Origin of the sequence: Pseudomonas sp. F01002, from assembly GCF_004402115.1 — a bacterium.
Taxonomy (GTDB): Bacteria; Pseudomonadota; Gammaproteobacteria; order Pseudomonadales; family Pseudomonadaceae; genus Aquipseudomonas; species Aquipseudomonas frigoris.
Genome location: NZ_SOPU01000014.1, coordinates 109,078 through 124,822, shown reverse-complemented (window position 1 = coordinate 124,822; position 15,745 = coordinate 109,078). Strand labels below are relative to the sequence as shown.

The window sequence follows — 15,745 nt, the reverse complement described above, 5'->3', positions numbered from 1 at the left end:
CTCCGCTTAAGGCTTTTTCTTGGCTGGAGCAGCGGCGCCTTTAGGCTCCAGCTCGGCCGTCATGTCAGCCAGCAGTTTGTTGACCACAGGCACGGCGCTTTCCAGCTTGGCTTGAGTCATCTGGGCCGATTGCTGAGTCAGCTGCGGCATTTTTTCCAGGACTTTCTTGCCCAGTGGCGACTGGTAGAACGCGACCAGGTCTTTCAGCTCCGATTCGCTGAAGTTGGTGGTGTAGAGCTTGACCATGTCCGGCTTCAGCTTGTTCCAGCCAATGGCTTGGTCCAGCGCGGCGTTGGCTTTGGCCTGGTAGGTCTCCAGCAAGGCCTTTTTCGATTCAGGGGCTTTGGTCTGAGCAAAGCGCTGAGCGAACATTTGCTGCACTTGCATGTACACCGGAGTGCCCAATTTGTCAGCGTGCGCCAGGGTCAGGAACGCTTCGGCACTGGCGTTGTGGCTGGCGGTATCGGCAAAAACAGGGCCGCTGGCGCAAACCAGTGCAACCGCGGTACAGATGGCACGAAGACGAGTCATCGAGTTTCCTTTTCTAGCAGGCGAGGTAAAACCCCAAGGGCGTCCATTCTGCGCCTAAAAAACTGTGTGGCTCAACCCCAAGCCTTGTCGGGCCTGATTTATAGGGGTTGAACGGTCAAATTCCAGACTGATGGAACCACGACCGGCGATCACGGCCTAAACTGCGCTATCAGACCTACAGGAGTGTGCATGATGAGCCGAATCGAAACCGACAGCCTTGGCCAGGTGGAAGTCCCGGATGAAGCCTACTGGGGCGCTCAGACGCAACGCTCGCTGATTAACTTCGCGATCGGCAACGAACGCATGCCGCTGGCAGTGCTGCATGCCCTGGCGCTGATCAAGAAAGCCGCGGCGCGGGTCAATGACCGCAACGGCGACCTGCCCGCCGACATCGCCCGACTGATTGAACAGGCCGCCGACGAAGTGCTCGACGGCAGCCACGACGACCAGTTCCCGCTGGTGGTCTGGCAGACCGGCAGCGGCACCCAGAGCAACATGAACGTCAATGAAGTGATCGCCGGTCGCGCCAACGAACTGGCCGGTAAAGCTCGCGGCGGCAAGTCGCCGGTTCACCCTAACGATCACGTTAACCGCTCCCAGAGTTCCAACGACTGTTTCCCGACCGCCATGCACATCGCGGCAGCCCAGGCCGTGCAACAGCAATTGCTGCCGGCGATCAGCGAACTGTCCGGCGGATTGGCCGAGCTGGCGGCGCGGCACATGAAACTGGTCAAGACCGGTCGCACCCACATGATGGACGCGACGCCGATTACCTTCGGTCAGGAACTGTCGGCGTTCATCGCGCAGCTGGATTACGCCGAACGGGCGATCCGCAGCGCGCTGCCGGCCGTCTGTGAACTGGCCCAGGGCGGCACCGCGGTCGGCACCGGGCTGAACTCGCCCCACGGTTTTGGCGAAGCCATCGCTGCCGAACTGGCCGCCCTCTCCGGCCTGCCGTTCGTCACCGCACCCAACAAATTCGCCGCCCTGGCTGGCCATGAGCCGCTGACCACGCTGTCCGGCGCGCTGAAAACCCTCGCCGTGACCCTGATGAAAATCGCCAACGACCTGCGCCTGCTGGGCTCCGGGCCGCGAGCAGGCTTCGCCGAAGTGAAACTGCCGGCCAACGAACCGGGCAGCTCGATCATGCCGGGCAAGGTCAACCCGACTCAGTGCGAAGCCCTGTCGATGCTGGCTTGTCAGGTCTTGGGCAACGACGTCGCCATCGGGTTTGCAGCGAGTCAGGGCCATTTGCAATTGAACGTGTTCAAACCGGTGATCATCCACAACCTGCTGCAATCGATCCGCCTGCTCGGCGATGGCTGCAGCAACTTCCAGCAGCATTGCATCGCCGGCCTGGAACCGGATGCAGAGAAAATGGCTGAACATCTGGAGCGTGGGTTGATGCTGGTGACGGCGCTGAATCCGCACATTGGCTATGACAAATCGGCAGAGATCGCCAAAAAGGCTTACGCGGAAGGGCTGACCCTGCGTGAGGCGGCGTTGCAGTTGGGGTATCTGACGGATGAAGAGTTTGATGCGTGGGTGCGGCCGGAGAATATGATTGAGGCCGGTGCCAAGGGCTGAGTTGTGTAGTGCCTGACAGTCAGCTTTCGCGAGCAAGCCCGCTCCCACAAGGGACCGCATTCTTCTGATAGAACGCGGTTAAATGTGTGCGGGCTTGCTCGCGAAGAACGATAACGCAGTTTAACTGGCGGCCATCTTCATTCGCCGCGCTCTGAGCCCCGCAATCAACGACGGCCCTAACGCCACCAGCGCCGACCCCAGCACCACCAGCACCGCCCCGCCATACCCCAGACCATTGATCGTCTCGGCATGCACATAGTCCGGCCACAACCACGCCGCCACGGCCACCGCAGCAAACGTCACCAACGGCGTAATCGCCAGCGTCGCACTGACCCGCGATGCCTCCCAATGGGCCAAAGCCTCGGCAAACGCGCCATAAGCAATCAGCGTATTCATGCAGCACGCCAGCAGTAGCCAGCCTTGCAGCGGACTCAGTTGCAGCGCTTCCAGCGGGTGCACCCACGGCGTCAACAACAGTGCGCAGAACAGATAGATCACCATCATGACCTGAAACGAATTCCACACCGTGAGCAATTGCTTCTGGCCCAAGGCGTAAAACGTCCAGACCGTGGATGCCAACAGCACCAACAACACGCCGGCGGTGTAATCGGTCAGCGAGGTCAGTAACTCGGCCAGGCGCTGATTGAAAAACAGGGCAAAGCCGATCAACAGCACCAGCAGGCCAATCCCCTGCCCCACGCTGAACCGTTCCTTGAACACAAACAGACTGGCGATCAGCAACATGATCGGGCCCATCTGCACCACCAGTTGCGCGGTGCCGGGGCTAAGCAGGTTCAGGCCCATCAGGTACAGCACGTAGTTGCCCACCAGGCCGAGCACTGCCATCAACACCAACCAGCCACCACGCGGCCCGAGCACCTTGCGGCTCGGCAGGCGTTTGGTCGCCGCCAGATAAATGAACAGGCACCCGCCGGATACGATCAGTCGAAACCAGGTCACCGTCACCGGGTCCATCACCAGCAGCACTTGCTTGAGTTTGATCGGCAGGATTCCCCACAGCAGCGCGGTCACCAAGGCCAGGAAAAGACCGTAAACCCAGCGACCTGATGAAATGTGCATTGCGAACCCCGAAGCCAAGTGGCGAGAAAGGTCATTCTAGGCTTAGCGCCGTTCGGCACACAGGGACAGTTGGGCGTTGGCCGCGAATGAAACTGTGCTGGTCGCACCATTAAATTGGCGCTATGCCGTCGATCGGTTGGCCAGGCGTTGCAAGTGGTTCATGCATAAGCTCATGGGATTCGCCAACAGGAACATTCCTCAGGAGATCGCCATGTACGGCAAACGCGCCCAGGACAATGCCCCCGCCACGCACTTTCGCTGTGACCGAGTGTGTCGTGTGAATGGGGATTTGTATTTCAGCACCCGGGAAAACACCCTGGAGGGGCCGTTTGAAAATCCGGAGAAGTTGGCGCGGGAGGTACAGGCTTACATCGAGCGGATGCTGCTTTTGCGGATGAGCCTATAGACCGCGGCGCTGCCTTCGCGAGCAAGCCCGCTCCCACATTGGATCTATGCCGCACACTAGATCCCTGTGGGAGCGGGCTTGCTCGCGAAAGCGGTTAATCAGCCAACACAAATCGCCCAGACTTAACGCACCGCTTCAAACAACCCGGTCGCCCCCATCCCGCCACCCACACACATGGTGACGATGCCGTAACGCACGTTGCGGCGCTGCAATTCACGCACGAGATGCCCGACCTGACGCGAACCGGTCATGCCGAACGGATGGCCGATGGAAATCGAACCGCCGTTGACGTTGTACTTGTCGTTATCGATCTCCAACCGAATGCGGCTGTACAGGCATTGCGAGGCGAACGCTTCGTTGAGTTCCCACAGATCAATGTCGGCAACCCGCAAACCCTTGGCCTTGAGCAATTTCGGCACCGAAAACACCGGACCGATGCCCATTTCATCCGGCTCGCAACCGGCCACGGTGAAACCACGGAAGAACGCCTTAGGCTTCAACCCCAGTTCCAGTGCTTTTTCCAGGCTCATCACCAGCGTCATCGACGCGCCATCGGACAGCTGCGAAGAATTGCCCGCCGTCACCGAACCGTCTTCGGCAAACACCGGTTTCAATCCCGCCAGGCTTTCCAGAGTGGTGCCCGGGCGATTGCAGTCATCGTGATCGACGATGCCGTCAAGGATCTGCACTTGCCCTGTGGCCTTGTCTTCAACCCGATACTTCACCGCCATCGGCACGATTTCGTCGTCAAACAATCCAGCGGCCTGAGCCTGAGCGGTACGTTGCTGACTTTGCAGCGCGTACAGATCCTGTTCTTCGCGGCGGACGTCGTAACGACGAGCGACGATTTCGGCCGTCTGGCCCATCGGGAAATAGATGCCTGGCACTTGCTCTTTGAGCAGCGGGTTGATTAGGTTGTCGGTGTTGATGCTTTTCATGGTCAGGCTGATGGACTCGACGCCACCGGCGACGATGATGTCGCTGCAACCCGAAGCAATCTGGTTGGCGGCGATGGCGATCGCCTGCAAGCCCGACGAGCAAAAACGGTTGAGGGTCATGCCGGCAGTGCCGGTGCCCAGGCGCGACAGCACCGCGATGTTGCGACCGATGTTGAAACCCTGGCCACCTTCATTGGAACCGGCACCGACGATGCAATCCTCGACGCTGGCCGGATCGATGCCCGAGCGCGCCAGCAGCGCATTGACGCAATGGGCCGCCATGTCGTCCGGACGGGTCAGGTTGAACTTGCCGCGAAAGGATTTGGCCAGGCCGGTCCGCACGCTGTCGACGATCACCACTTCACGCATGGCATACCTCATTGTTGTTGTCGGTTGAGAGTGGACCGAGCATAAGTCCACTGCATTACCGACCGCGACAATCATTCACCCCGCGTATGCGCAACCATCGCTCACTTGTTGTGCTGTTTCGCTTTCCTGTCGTGTTTGTCGGATTTTTCAAACGCCTCTTCCAGCGCCAGATTGATGGTGCGCAGGACTTTGACCCGCGCCCAGCGCTTGTCATTGGCTTCCACCAGTGTCCAGAGCGAAATCTCGGTGCTGGTGCGATCAACCATGTCGCCGACCGCCGCGCGGTAATCGTCCCATTTGTCACGATTGCGCCAGTCATCTTCGGTAATCTTGAAACGCTTGAAGGGGATTTCTTCCCGGGCCTGGAAACGCTCCAGTTGCGTCTGCTTGTCGATGGCCAGCCAGAACTTGACCACGATCACTCCGGCCTCAGCGATCTGCTCTTCGAAATCATTGATTTCACTGTAGGCCCGTAACCAGTCCGCCGGTGGACAGAAGCCTTCGATGCGCTCCACCAGCACCCGCCCGTACCACGAACGATCGAACACCGTGAACTTGCCCTTGGCCGGGATGTGCCGCCAGAACCGCCATAGATAAGGTTGCGCACGTTCCTCTTCGGTGGGCGCGGCAATCGGCACGATGCTGTACTGACGCGGATCGAGGGCCGCCGCAACCCGGCGGATCGCCCCGCCCTTGCCAGCCGCATCATTGCCCTCGAACACCGCCACCAGGGCGTGCCGACGCATGCGTTTGTCGCGCATCAGGCCGGAAAATCGCGCCTGCTCGGTAATCAATTGTTCTTCGTAATCGTCCTTGTCCAGACTCTGAGTCAAATCCAGGCTGTCGAGCAGGTTCATCTGATCGACACTGATGGGCAACGGCGCGGCATTGACCTTGCCGGGATGGATCTCGGGACGCTTCAGAGCATTTTGCAGGCCTTCGAGCAGGATCTTGCCCACCGCCAGGCTGCGGTAATGAGGGTCCACCCCTTCGATCACATGCCAAGGCGCGTAGTCGCGACTGGTACGGCGCAACACGCGTTCGCCGTACTTCACGAATTTGTCGTAGGTTTTCGATTGTTGCCAGTCCAGTGGACTGATGCGCCAACTGTGCAGCGGGTCATCCGCCAGGGCCTTGAGCCGCGCCTTCATTTGCTTCTTGGAGAGGTGGAACCAGAACTTGAAGATCAGCGCGCCTTCGTCGCAGAGCATTTTTTCAAAGCGCTCGGACTGGTTTATCGCCTGATCCAGCACCGGGTCCTTGAACAAGCCATGAACCCGGCCTTGCAGCATCTGGCTGTACCAGTTGCCGAAGAAAATCCCCATGCGGCCCTTGGCCGGGAGCATCCGCCAGTAGCGCCAGGCCGGTGGCCGAGCCAGCTCTTCGTCGGTCTGCTGATCGAACGTGCGGACCTCAATCAAGCGTGGATCCATCCATTCGTTAAGCAACTTGACCGTCTCGCCCTTGCCGGCGCCTTCGATGCCATTGATCAGAATGATCACCGGAAAGCGGCGCTGCTGGTGAAGTTCGAACTGCGCTTCGAGCAAGGCTTCACGCAGGGCCGGTTCTTCGGCGTCGTAGGTTTCTTTGTCGATGGCGTGACCGATTTCGGCGGATTCGAACATGGATGGCTCCCTTTCCAGATTAAGCAAGACTAACGGAAGTTCAAGGATTGCGGTGATGCAAAAATGGCCAAAAGATCGCAGCCTGCGGCAGCTCCTACGCGGGATTGGCGTACACCCGTAGGAGCTGCCGCAGGCTGCGATCTTTTGCGGTCACCACTATTTTGTACAAGCACGCCATCCTGAGGCTTGCCATGGATCAAGCACCGCCCCGGCGATCGGCTAGAATGGCCGCCTTGCCGTTGCCGAGCCTGCCATGAAACCTGTATTACCCCACGCCCAGCTCGACTGGGACGACCAAGGGCTCCCGCGTTCGCGGGTGTTCGATGATGTGTATTTTTCCGATCTGTCGGGGCTGGACGAAACCCGTTACGTGTTCCTCGAACAGAACGCTTTGCGTGAACGTTTTGCCGCGTTGCCGGCCGGCGGTCGACTGGTGATTGGCGAGACCGGTTTCGGCACCGGGCTGAATTTCCTTTGCGCCTGGCAGCTGTTCGAACAGCACGCGGTGGCCGGGGCGCGGCTGCATTTTGTCAGTGTCGAAAAATACCCGCTGAGCCTGCCCGATCTGCAGCGTGCCTTGGCCTTGTGGCCGGAACTCAAACCGTTTGCCGATCAACTGCTGACGCAATACATCGCAATCCACCCAGGCTTCCAGCGCCTGGTGCTGGACAATGGCCGCGTGACCCTGACCCTGCTGATCGGCGATGCCCTGGAACAATTGCCGCAACTGGACGCGCAGATCGACGCCTGGTTTCTCGACGGTTTTGCCCCGGCGAAAAACCCCAACATGTGGACCGCCGAACTGTTCGCCGAACTGGCGCGTCTGGCGGCCCCCGGCTCGACCATCAGCACCTTCACCAGCACCGGTTGGGTGCGCCGTCTGCTGAATGCGGCGGGCTTCAAGATGAAGCGCACGCCCGGCATTGGCCACAAATGGGAAATCCTGCGAGGCGTATTCCTCGGCTGGCCTGAGAACGTCCCGGTGCCAGTCCTGGCTAAACCGTGGTTTGCGCGTCCAGCGCCGCTGAACGGCGAACGTCGTGCCTTAGTGATCGGCGCCGGCCTGGCCGGTTGCGCCAGCGCCGCCAGCCTCGCTGCGCGCGGCTGGCAAGTGAGCCTTCTGGAGCGTCACGATGCGCTGGCGCAAGAAGCCTCGGGCAATCCTCAGGGCGTTTTGTACCTCAAGCTTTCGGCCCATGGCACCGCGTTGTCGCAGTTGATTGTCAGTGGTTTCGGTCACACCCGGCGCTTGCTCGAACATCTGCAACGGGGCGTCGACTGGGACGATTGCGGGGTCTTGCAACTGGCCTTCAACGCCAAGGAAGCGGAGCGTCAGGCGCAATTGGCCGCCGCCTTTTCGCCAGACCTGGTGCACTTGCTCGATCAACCGCAAGCCCAGACTCAGGCCGGCATCGCCCTGGAGCACGGCGGATTATTCTTCCCGGAGGGCGGCTGGATTCATCCGCCGGCGTTGTGCCATTGGCAGGCGTCTTCGGCGAACATCCAGTGGCTGCCCCATCGCGATGTCCTGGAACTGCGCAAGATTGATGATCATTGGCAGGCCTGGGACGGTGATGATTTGCTGGCCAGTGCCCCCGTGGTGATCCTGGCCGGCGCCGCCGAGATCAAGCGTTTTCCACACAGCGCCGAGCTGCCCCTCAAGCGCATTCGCGGCCAGATCACCCGACTGGCGCAAACACCCGAAAGCCAGAGCCTGGCCACCGTCGTCTGTGCCGAAGGCTATGTGGCGCCGGCTCGATTGGGCGAACACACCCTCGGCGCCAGCTTCGACTTCAAGAGCGATGACCTGACCCCAACCCTCGCCGAACACCTCGACAACCTGGCCTTGCTCAAGGAAATCTCCCCCGACCTGGCCACGCGACTGCATGCTCAGGCACTGGACCCGCAACAGCTTGAAGGACGCGCCGCGTTCCGCTGCACCAGTCCGGACTACCTGCCGATCGTTGGCCCGTTGGCCGAGCAAGCAGCGTTCGCCGAGGCCTACGCCGTACTGAGCAAGGACGCCCGGCAAGTACCGGACATTCCCTGCCCCTGGCTTGAGGGTTTTTACGTCAACAGCGGCCACGGTTCTCGCGGCTTGATCACCGCGCCACTGTCAGGTGAATTGCTGGCGGCATGGATCGAAAACGAGCCTTTACCGCTGCCCAGAGCGGTCGCTGAGGCCTGCCATCCCAACCGTTTTGCCGTGCGCCAGTTGATCCGCGGAAAAGTCTGACGGCGTGCCTTATAACTTATCGGTCTAAAACTCCGGGGATTCAGCCGGGTCAGTTTCTGAGTACCCGTCGTTTTTGGCGCGGTATCGATTGACCCTCCCCAACGGAAAAACCGGTAAGGAATTTATGTGCGGATTAGCTGGCGAGTTACGCTTTGATCATCAACCTGCGGACCTCGCGGCCGTTGAACGAATCACCCATCACCTGGCCCCTCGTGGCCCTGACGCATGGGGCTTTCATGCCCAAGGGCCGATTGCCCTGGGCCATCGTCGCCTGAAAATCATGGACCTGTCGGACGGCTCGGCGCAGCCGATGGTCGACAACCAACTGGGCTTGTCCCTGGCCTTCAACGGCGCGATCTACAACTTCCCCGAACTGCGCGCCGAGCTTGAAAGCCTTGGTTACGCGTTCTATTCCGGTGGTGACACGGAAGTGCTGCTCAAGGGTTATCACGCCTGGGGCGAAGCCTTGCTGCCCAAGCTCAACGGCATGTTTGCCTTCGCCATCTGGGAGCGCGACGCTAAACGCCTGTTCATCGCCCGCGATCGTCTGGGCGTGAAGCCGCTGTACCTATCGCGCACCGGCCAGCGCCTGCGCTTTGCCTCGGCGTTGCCGGCGCTGCTCAAGGGCGGCGACATCAACCCGATCCTCGATCCGGTGGCGCTCAATCATTATCTGAATTTCCACGCTGTGGTCCCGGCCCCGCGCACCTTGCTGGCCGGCATCGAAAAACTGCCACCGGCGACCTGGATGCGCATCGAAGCGGACGGCACCACCGAGCAGAAAACCTGGTGGACCCTGCCCTACGGCCCACACGCCGACGAGATGAATCTGACACTCGAAGACTGGCGCGACCGTGTACTCGACAGCACCCGTGACGCGGTGGCGATCCGTCAACGTGCGGCGGTCGATGTGGGTGTCCTGCTTTCGGGCGGGGTCGATTCGAGCCTGCTGGTCGGTCTGTTGCGTGAAGTTGGTGTTGAAAACCTGTCGACCTTCTCCATCGGTTTCCAGGATGCCGGCGGCGAGCGCGGCGACGAGTTCCAGTATTCGGACCTGATCGCCAAGCACTACGGCACGCAGCATCACCAATTGCGCATCGACGAAAAAGAGATCATTGAGCAACTGCCTGCGGCGTTCCGCGCCATGAGCGAGCCGATGGTCAGCCATGACTGCATTGCTTTCTATCTGCTGTCCCGCGAAGTGGCCAAGCATTGCAAAGTGGTGCAGAGCGGCCAGGGTGCAGACGAGTTGTTCGCCGGTTATCACTGGTATCCACAAGTCGACGGTGCCGATGATGCGTACGCCGCCTATCGCGATGCGTTTTTCGACCGCAGCTACGACGACTACGCCGCTACCGTGCAGCCGAAATGGCTGACGGCCAATGACGCCGCCGGTGACTTCGTCAAAGAACATTTCGCACAGCCCGGTGCCGATGCAGCGGTGGACAAAGCCCTGCGTCTGGACAGCACGATCATGCTGGTGGACGACCCGGTCAAACGCGTCGACAACATGACCATGGCCTGGGGTCTGGAAGCGCGTACGCCGTTTCTCGACTATCGCCTGGTGGAATTGTCGGCGCGCGTGCCGGGCAAGTTCAAACTGCCGGATGGCGGCAAGCAAGTCTTGAAAGAAGCCGCACGGTTGGTGATTCCGAGTGAAGTGATCGATCGCAAAAAAGGTTACTTCCCGGTCCCTGGACTGAAGCATTTGCAGGGCGACACGCTGAACTGGGTGCGCGAACTGCTGCTTGATCCGAGTCAGGATCGCGGCCTGTTCAAGCCAGAGATGCTCGACCGCCTGCTGACCGATCCGCAAGGCCAGCTGACTCCGTTGCGCGGTTCCAAGCTGTGGCAATTGGCGGCCCTGAATCTGTGGCTCAGTGAACAAGGAATCTGATCGATGAAACCCCACGCCACGGCCTACAGCCAACGCTTGTTACGCGGTCAGGCGCCCTCTTACGAACGCTTGCAGGCCCGCCTGGCCGAAGACGGCAGTGAATTGGGCGCCGCACCGATCGCCGTGCATTGCGGTTGGGGCCGGTTGCTGATCGGCCATACCTTCCCGGATGCGGCGAGCCTGGCCCAAGAGTTGCTCAACGAGCACGCCGGTGAACGCGACATCGCCCTGTACGTGGCTGCGCCTCAGCAAGTGTTGGGGTTGGAGCCGACCCAGCTGTTTCTCGACCCGTCCGACACCTTGCGCCTGTGGTTCAGTGACTACCGCCAGTCCACTCGGGTGTTTCGCGGTTTTCGCATCCGCAGGGCCCAGAGTGATGCGGACTGGCAGGCGATCAATCAGCTGTATCAGTTGCGCGGCATGTTGCCGATCGACGCCAACTTGCTGACCCCGCGTCATCAGGGTGGGCCCGTCTATTGGCTGGCCGAAGATGAGGACAGTGGCGCGATCATCGGCAGCGTCATGGGCCTCAACCATCACAAGGCGTTCAACGATCCGGAAAATGGCAGCAGCATGTGGTGCCTGGCGGTCGATCCGCAATGTTCACGACCGGGTGTCGGTGAAGTGCTGGTGCGGCATTTGATCGAGCACTTCATGAGCCGTGGGCTGAGTTACCTGGACCTGTCGGTGCTGCACGACAACCGGCAGGCGAAAAGTCTTTACGCCAAGCTGGGGTTTCGCAACCTGTCGACCTTCGCCATCAAGTGCAAAAACGGCATCAATCAGCCGTTGTTTCTGGGCCCGGGTCCCGAAGCCGAGTTCAATCCTTATGCACGGATCATCGTTGAGGAAGCTCACCGTCGCGGCATCGATGTACAAGTCGATGACGCCGACGCCGGGATGTTCACCCTCAGCCATGGCGGGCGCAGAGTGCGTTGCCGAGAATCCCTCAGCGACTTGACCAGCGCCATCAGCATGAGCCTGTGCCAGGACAAAAGCCTGACGCACAAAGTGCTCAAGGCCGCCGGTTTGAACTTGCCGTCGCAGCAACTGGCCGGCAACGCCGATGACAATCTGGCGTTTCTCGACGAGCACGAACGGGTGGTGGTCAAACCGCTGGATGGCGAACAGGGCCAAGGCGTCGCGGTGGATTTACGGACCATCGAAGAGGTCCAGCAAGCCATCGAATCCGCTCGCCAGTTCGACAGTCGAGTGCTGCTGGAGAGCTTCCACGAAGGACTCGATTTGCGAATTGTGGTGATCGGTTTTGAGGTGGTCGCCGCGGCTATTCGCCGACCGGCTGAAGTGGTGGGCGATGGTCAGCATTCCATCGGTGCGCTGATCGAAGCCCAGAGCCGGCGTCGTCAGGCGGCTACCAGCGGTGAAAGCAAAATCCCGCTGGACCATGAGACCGAGCGCACCTTGGCAGCGGCGGGTTATGACTACAGCAGTATTCTGCCGGCGGGCGAGCATCTGTTCGTACGGCGTACGGCGAATCTTCACACCGGCGGGATTCTTGAGGACGTCACGGCGATTCTGCATCCGACCTTGGTGGATGCGGCGGTGCGTGCAGCACGGGCATTGGACATTCCGATGGTCGGGCTCGACCTGATGGTGCCTGCCGCCGATCAGCCGGAGTATGTGTTTATCGAAGCCAATGAACGTGCCGGGTTGGCTAACCATGAGCCGCAGCCGACGGCTGAGCGGTTTGTGGACTTGTTGTTTCCGCATAGTCAGCCGGCGGTTTCTTAATGATGTAGTGCCTGGACTGGCGCCTTCGCGAGCAAGCCCGCTCCCACATTTGACCGCATTCCCCTGTGGGAGCGGCGGTGCGGCGATCCGACTTGCTCGCGAAGGCGGCCTGACAGGCACACAGATTCTTTCCCTTCATCGAAACCATCGATGGCCTCAACTCATCAGGAGTTTCCATGACCAGCAAAATTCCCGAACCGGATCTGAACTACCTGCAAAAAGTCCTGCTGGAAATGCTCGCCATTCCCAGCCCGACCGGGTTCACCGACACCATCGTGCGGTACGTCGCCGAACGGCTTGAAGAACTGGGCATTCCCTTTGAGATGACCCGTCGCGGCACCATCCGCGCCACCCTCAAGGGCAAGAAGAACAGCCCCGACCGCGCAGTCTCCGCTCACCTCGACACCATCGGCGCGGCGGTTCGCGCGATCAAGGACAACGGTCGTCTGACCCTGGCGCCTGTCGGCTGCTGGTCCAGCCGTTTTGCCGAGGGCAGCCGGGTCAGCCTGTTTACCGACAACGGCGTGATCCGTGGCAGCGTGCTGCCGCTGATGGCTTCCGGGCATGCGTTCAATACCGCCGTGGATGAAATGCCGATCAGTTGGGATCACATCGAATTGCGCCTGGACGCCTATTGCGCCACGCGTGCCGATTGCGACTCTCTTGGGATCAGCGTTGGTGATTTTGTCGCCTTCGACCCTTTACCGGAGTTCACCGAAAGCGGCCACATCAGCGCCCGACATCTCGATGACAAAGCCGGTGTTGCCGCATTGCTGGCGGCATTGAAAGCGATCGTCGACAGTGGCGAAGAGCTGATGATCGACTGCCATCCGCTGTTCACCATCACCGAGGAAACCGGCAGCGGCGCCGCGGCGGCATTACCTTGGGACGTCAGCGAATTCGTCGGCATCGACATTGCCCCGGTCGCGCCGGGTCAGCATTCCAGCGAACACGCGGTGAGCGTGGCAATGCAGGATTCCGGTGGACCTTACGACTATCACCTGTCGCGGCATCTGCTGCGCCTGGCCAGTGACAACGAATTGCCAGTGCGCCGTGACCTGTTCCGCTATTACTTCAGCGATGCCCATTCGGCGGTCACTGCCGGGCATGACATTCGCACCGCCCTGCTCGCCTTCGGCTGCGACGCCACTCACGGCTACGAACGCACCCACATCGACAGCCTCGCCGCCCTCAGCCGCCTGCTCGGCGCCTACATTCTGAGTCCGCCGGTGTTTGCCAGCGATGCTCAACCGGCCAAGGGCTCACTGGACCGCTTCAGTCATCAGATCGAACATGAGACGCAGATGGAAAGCGATACGCGGGTGCCGTCGGTGGATAGTCTCGTAGGGCAGCGTAACGATAGCTAAGCGAACGCAAAACTGTAGGAGCTGCCGCAGGCTGCGATCTTTTGATTTTCAGCGATGCAACTGACACCAAAGATCAAAAGATCGCAGCCTGCGGCAGCTCCTACTGGTCCTGTGCGTTCAACCGCCGTAGCATCGCGCCATTGTTTAGCCGAGGTGCCTATGCTGATCCCCCACGACCAACTTGAAGTCGACACCCTCACCCGCCTGATCGAGGATTTCGTGACCCGTGACGGTACGGACAACGGCGATGATACGCCGCTGGAAACCCGTGTTCTGCGTGTTCGCCAGGCATTGACCAAGGGCCAGGCACTGATTGTCTTCGACCCGGAAAGCGAGCAATGCCAGTTGATGCTCAAGCACGATGTGCCCAAGCACCTGTTCGACTGAGGCCTCAGCGTCCTTTATTTTTCGCCAGTTTGACCTGGATGCGGTCGTAGACCTCGGCCCGGTGCACGTTGACGTTTTGCGGTGCTTCGACACCGAAGCGCACACTGCCGCCGTTGACGGCAAGAATGCGCACGGAAATGTTGTCACCGATGGAAATCAACTCGCCCACAACGCGACTGAGTACAAGCATGGCATTCGTCCTTCAGGGTTATCGAACCCTGAAGATGCCCTGCACTCAGCGGACCTACAATGCGACAGCAGCAAATCAGTCCCGCCCTACAGCGCGCGCTGAACAGCTCCTATGGAAACGTCCTACAAACCCATTGAATGAAGGACCGATCCTTCAGGAAGCGGAGAAGCGCGGGCCGAAAAGGATGACGGTGGCCCCGATCACACACAGCGCCACGCCGAGCCAGTCCGAGCCCAACGGACGAATCCGCTCGACCACCGCCAGCCAGCCGATCGACGCGATGATGTAGATGCCACCGTAAGCGGCATAAGCGCGACCGGCGTAGGTCGCTTCGATGCGGGTCAGCAGCAGCGCAAACAAGGTCAGACTGAACAGAGCGGGCACGACCCACCAAGCGCTTTTGCCCTGGCGCAGCCACATCCAGAAGGCAAAGCAGCCGGCGATTTCAAACAGCGCGGCGAGAAAAAACCACAGGTAATTGAGCATGCATACGTCTCGTGAGGATGGCCGATGGCGGCCACCCTAACGACGGTTTTGTGTAGGGGGCAAGCTCAACCTGCAGTTTGTTTGGCCTTGGCGCGCATTTTATCGGCCATGACGGTCATTTCGTCGTAGAGCAGTTGCGGGTTCTTCTGCTTGAGCGCCCAGGCCATGCGGCCCTGCTCGTGAGGCAGGATCATGAATTCGCCGGCGGCGACGTGCTGATAGATGTAATCGGCAATGTCGGCTGCGGTGATCGGCGAACTTTCCAGCAACTTGCCGACCTGGGCTTTCATGGCCGGCGTCGGGCCACGGAAGGAGTCCAGCAGGTTGGTCTGGAAGAACGACGGGCACACCACATGCACGCCGATTTCCTGCTGCGCCAGCTCGACCAGCAGGCTTTCGGACAACGCCACCACGCCAGCCTTGGCCACGTTGTAGTTGCTCATGGCCGGGCCTTGCATCAGGGCGGCCATCGATGCGATGTTGATGATCTTGCCTTTGCTTTTTTCCAGCAGCGGCAGGAAGGCCTTGCAGCCCTTGACCACGCCCATCAGGTTGATCGCGATCTGCCAGTCCCAGTCTTCCAGGGACAGTTCACTGAAGAACCCGCCCGAGGCAACGCCAGCGTTGTTGACGATGACATCGATGCCACCGAGTTTCTCTCCGCAGGCTTGGGCGAAGGCGGTCAGTTGGCTGTAATCGCGCACGTCGCAACGCTGGATAAAACCGTCGCCACCGACTTCGCGAACCAGCTTCAGGGTTTCTTGCAGACCGGGTTCGCTAACATCCGACAAGGCCAGCTGCCAGCCTTCACGCGCCCAGCGCAGCGCGATTTCGCGACCTAAGCCTGAGCCCGCGCCAGTGATCATCATGCGATTTTGCATAGCAAACAGCCTT

14 protein-coding genes are annotated in these 15,745 nt (G+C 60.3%); 7 read left to right on the top strand and 7 right to left on the bottom strand.

Annotated elements, in window-relative coordinates; translation table 11 throughout:
• Nucleotides 1–6: 6 nt before the first annotated feature.
• Entirely contained in the window at nt 7–531 is a 525-nt protein-coding gene (locus E3W21_RS08855) for a DUF2059 domain-containing protein (protein ID WP_134419115.1), read from the bottom strand.
• Nucleotides 532–723: 192 nt separating this feature from the next.
• Here E3W21_RS08855 and E3W21_RS08850 point away from each other — a divergent pair, with 192 nt between their 5' ends.
• Nucleotides 724–2,118 (top strand): class II fumarate hydratase, encoded by a 1,395-nt coding sequence (locus E3W21_RS08850; RefSeq protein ID WP_129445056.1) that lies wholly within the window; start codon nt 724–726, stop codon nt 2,116–2,118.
• A 120-nt stretch (nt 2,119–2,238) separates the two neighbouring features.
• Here E3W21_RS08850 and E3W21_RS08845 read toward each other — a convergent pair whose 3' ends face one another.
• Nucleotides 2,239–3,198: a DMT family transporter gene (locus E3W21_RS08845; RefSeq protein ID WP_129437370.1), complete on the bottom strand. Its 960-nt coding sequence runs from the start codon at nt 3,196–3,198 to the stop codon at nt 2,239–2,241.
• Nucleotides 3,199–3,409: 211 nt separating this feature from the next.
• On the opposite strand from E3W21_RS08845, the gene E3W21_RS08840 reads away from it, so the two are divergent.
• A complete protein-coding gene (locus tag E3W21_RS08840) occupies nt 3,410–3,604 on the top strand; it encodes a DUF6316 family protein (RefSeq protein ID WP_033055288.1) in 195 nt (64 codons plus the stop codon).
• A 122-nt stretch (nt 3,605–3,726) separates the two neighbouring features.
• Here E3W21_RS08840 and E3W21_RS08835 read toward each other — a convergent pair whose 3' ends face one another.
• Together E3W21_RS08835 and pap are read right to left on the bottom strand one after the other, a co-directional pair.
• The gene (locus E3W21_RS08835; protein WP_129437371.1) at nt 3,727–4,911 is read right to left on the bottom strand and encodes a thiolase family protein; all 1,185 of its coding nucleotides are present in this window, start codon (nt 4,909–4,911) and stop codon (nt 3,727–3,729) included.
• Between the two features lie 101 nt (nt 4,912–5,012).
• Complete coding sequence (gene pap, locus E3W21_RS08830) at nt 5,013–6,536, bottom strand: polyphosphate:AMP phosphotransferase (RefSeq protein ID WP_134419114.1); 1,524 nt, start codon at nt 6,534–6,536, stop codon at nt 5,013–5,015.
• Nucleotides 6,537–6,789: 253 nt separating this feature from the next.
• Here pap and mnmC point away from each other — a divergent pair, with 253 nt between their 5' ends.
• The 5 genes from mnmC (at nt 6,790) to E3W21_RS08800 (ending at nt 14,175) form a co-directional block, all read left to right on the top strand.
• Entirely contained in the window at nt 6,790–8,772 is a 1,983-nt protein-coding gene (gene mnmC / locus E3W21_RS08825) for a bifunctional tRNA (5-methylaminomethyl-2-thiouridine)(34)-methyltransferase MnmD/FAD-dependent 5-carboxymethylaminomethyl-2-thiouridine(34) oxidoreductase MnmC (protein WP_134419113.1), read from the top strand.
• Nucleotides 8,773–8,896: 124 nt separating this feature from the next.
• Entirely contained in the window at nt 8,897–10,669 is a 1,773-nt protein-coding gene (locus E3W21_RS08820; RefSeq protein WP_134419112.1) for an N-acetylglutaminylglutamine amidotransferase, read from the top strand.
• A gap of 3 nt (nt 10,670–10,672) precedes the next feature.
• On the top strand, nt 10,673–12,421 hold the full coding sequence (gene ngg, locus E3W21_RS08815; protein ID WP_134419111.1) for an N-acetylglutaminylglutamine synthetase: 1,749 nt from the start codon (nt 10,673–10,675) through the stop codon (nt 12,419–12,421).
• A gap of 176 nt (nt 12,422–12,597) precedes the next feature.
• On the top strand, nt 12,598–13,788 hold the full coding sequence (locus E3W21_RS08810) for an osmoprotectant NAGGN system M42 family peptidase (RefSeq protein ID WP_129437376.1): 1,191 nt from the start codon (nt 12,598–12,600) through the stop codon (nt 13,786–13,788).
• A 159-nt stretch (nt 13,789–13,947) separates the two neighbouring features.
• Nucleotides 13,948–14,175, top strand: a complete 228-nt coding sequence (locus tag E3W21_RS08800; RefSeq protein ID WP_003199186.1) for a YheU family protein — start codon at nt 13,948–13,950, stop codon at nt 14,173–14,175.
• A 4-nt stretch (nt 14,176–14,179) separates the two neighbouring features.
• On the opposite strand, the gene csrA is transcribed toward E3W21_RS08800, so the two are convergent.
• The 3 genes from csrA to E3W21_RS08785 all read right to left on the bottom strand — a co-directional run bounded on the left by csrA (nt 14,180) and on the right by E3W21_RS08785 (nt 15,732).
• Complete coding sequence (gene csrA / locus E3W21_RS08795) at nt 14,180–14,365, bottom strand: carbon storage regulator CsrA (RefSeq protein WP_129437377.1); 186 nt, start codon at nt 14,363–14,365, stop codon at nt 14,180–14,182.
• Nucleotides 14,366–14,518: 153 nt separating this feature from the next.
• On the bottom strand, nt 14,519–14,851 hold the full coding sequence (locus E3W21_RS08790; RefSeq protein ID WP_134419109.1) for a YnfA family protein: 333 nt from the start codon (nt 14,849–14,851) through the stop codon (nt 14,519–14,521).
• Between the two features lie 65 nt (nt 14,852–14,916).
• A complete protein-coding gene (locus E3W21_RS08785; RefSeq protein ID WP_134419108.1) occupies nt 14,917–15,732 on the bottom strand; it encodes an SDR family oxidoreductase in 816 nt (271 codons plus the stop codon).
• Between the last annotated feature and the right edge of the window lie 13 nt (nt 15,733–15,745).

Coding starts and splice junctions, on each gene's coding strand:
- ngg (WP_134419111.1), top strand. CDS start 10,673: ATGAAACCCCACGCCACGGCCTACAGCCAACGCTTGTTACGCGGTCAG.
- E3W21_RS08850 (WP_129445056.1), top strand. CDS start 724: ATGAGCCGAATCGAAACCGACAGCCTTGGCCAGGTGGAAGTCCCGGAT.
- E3W21_RS08785 (WP_134419108.1), bottom strand. CDS start 15,732: ATGCAAAATCGCATGATGATCACTGGCGCGGGCTCAGGCTTAGGTCGC.
- csrA (WP_129437377.1), bottom strand. CDS start 14,365: ATGCTTGTACTCAGTCGCGTTGTGGGCGAGTTGATTTCCATCGGTGAC.
- E3W21_RS08810 (WP_129437376.1), top strand. CDS start 12,598: ATGACCAGCAAAATTCCCGAACCGGATCTGAACTACCTGCAAAAAGTC.
- E3W21_RS08790 (WP_134419109.1), bottom strand. CDS start 14,851: ATGCTCAATTACCTGTGGTTTTTTCTCGCCGCGCTGTTTGAAATCGCC.
- E3W21_RS08835 (WP_129437371.1), bottom strand. CDS start 4,911: ATGCGTGAAGTGGTGATCGTCGACAGCGTGCGGACCGGCCTGGCCAAA.
- E3W21_RS08855 (WP_134419115.1), bottom strand. CDS start 531: ATGACTCGTCTTCGTGCCATCTGTACCGCGGTTGCACTGGTTTGCGCC.
- E3W21_RS08800 (WP_003199186.1), top strand. CDS start 13,948: ATGCTGATCCCCCACGACCAACTTGAAGTCGACACCCTCACCCGCCTG.
- mnmC (WP_134419113.1), top strand. CDS start 6,790: ATGAAACCTGTATTACCCCACGCCCAGCTCGACTGGGACGACCAAGGG.
- pap (WP_134419114.1), bottom strand. CDS start 6,536: ATGTTCGAATCCGCCGAAATCGGTCACGCCATCGACAAAGAAACCTAC.
- E3W21_RS08820 (WP_134419112.1), top strand. CDS start 8,897: ATGTGCGGATTAGCTGGCGAGTTACGCTTTGATCATCAACCTGCGGAC.
- E3W21_RS08845 (WP_129437370.1), bottom strand. CDS start 3,198: ATGCACATTTCATCAGGTCGCTGGGTTTACGGTCTTTTCCTGGCCTTG.
- E3W21_RS08840 (WP_033055288.1), top strand. CDS start 3,410: ATGTACGGCAAACGCGCCCAGGACAATGCCCCCGCCACGCACTTTCGC.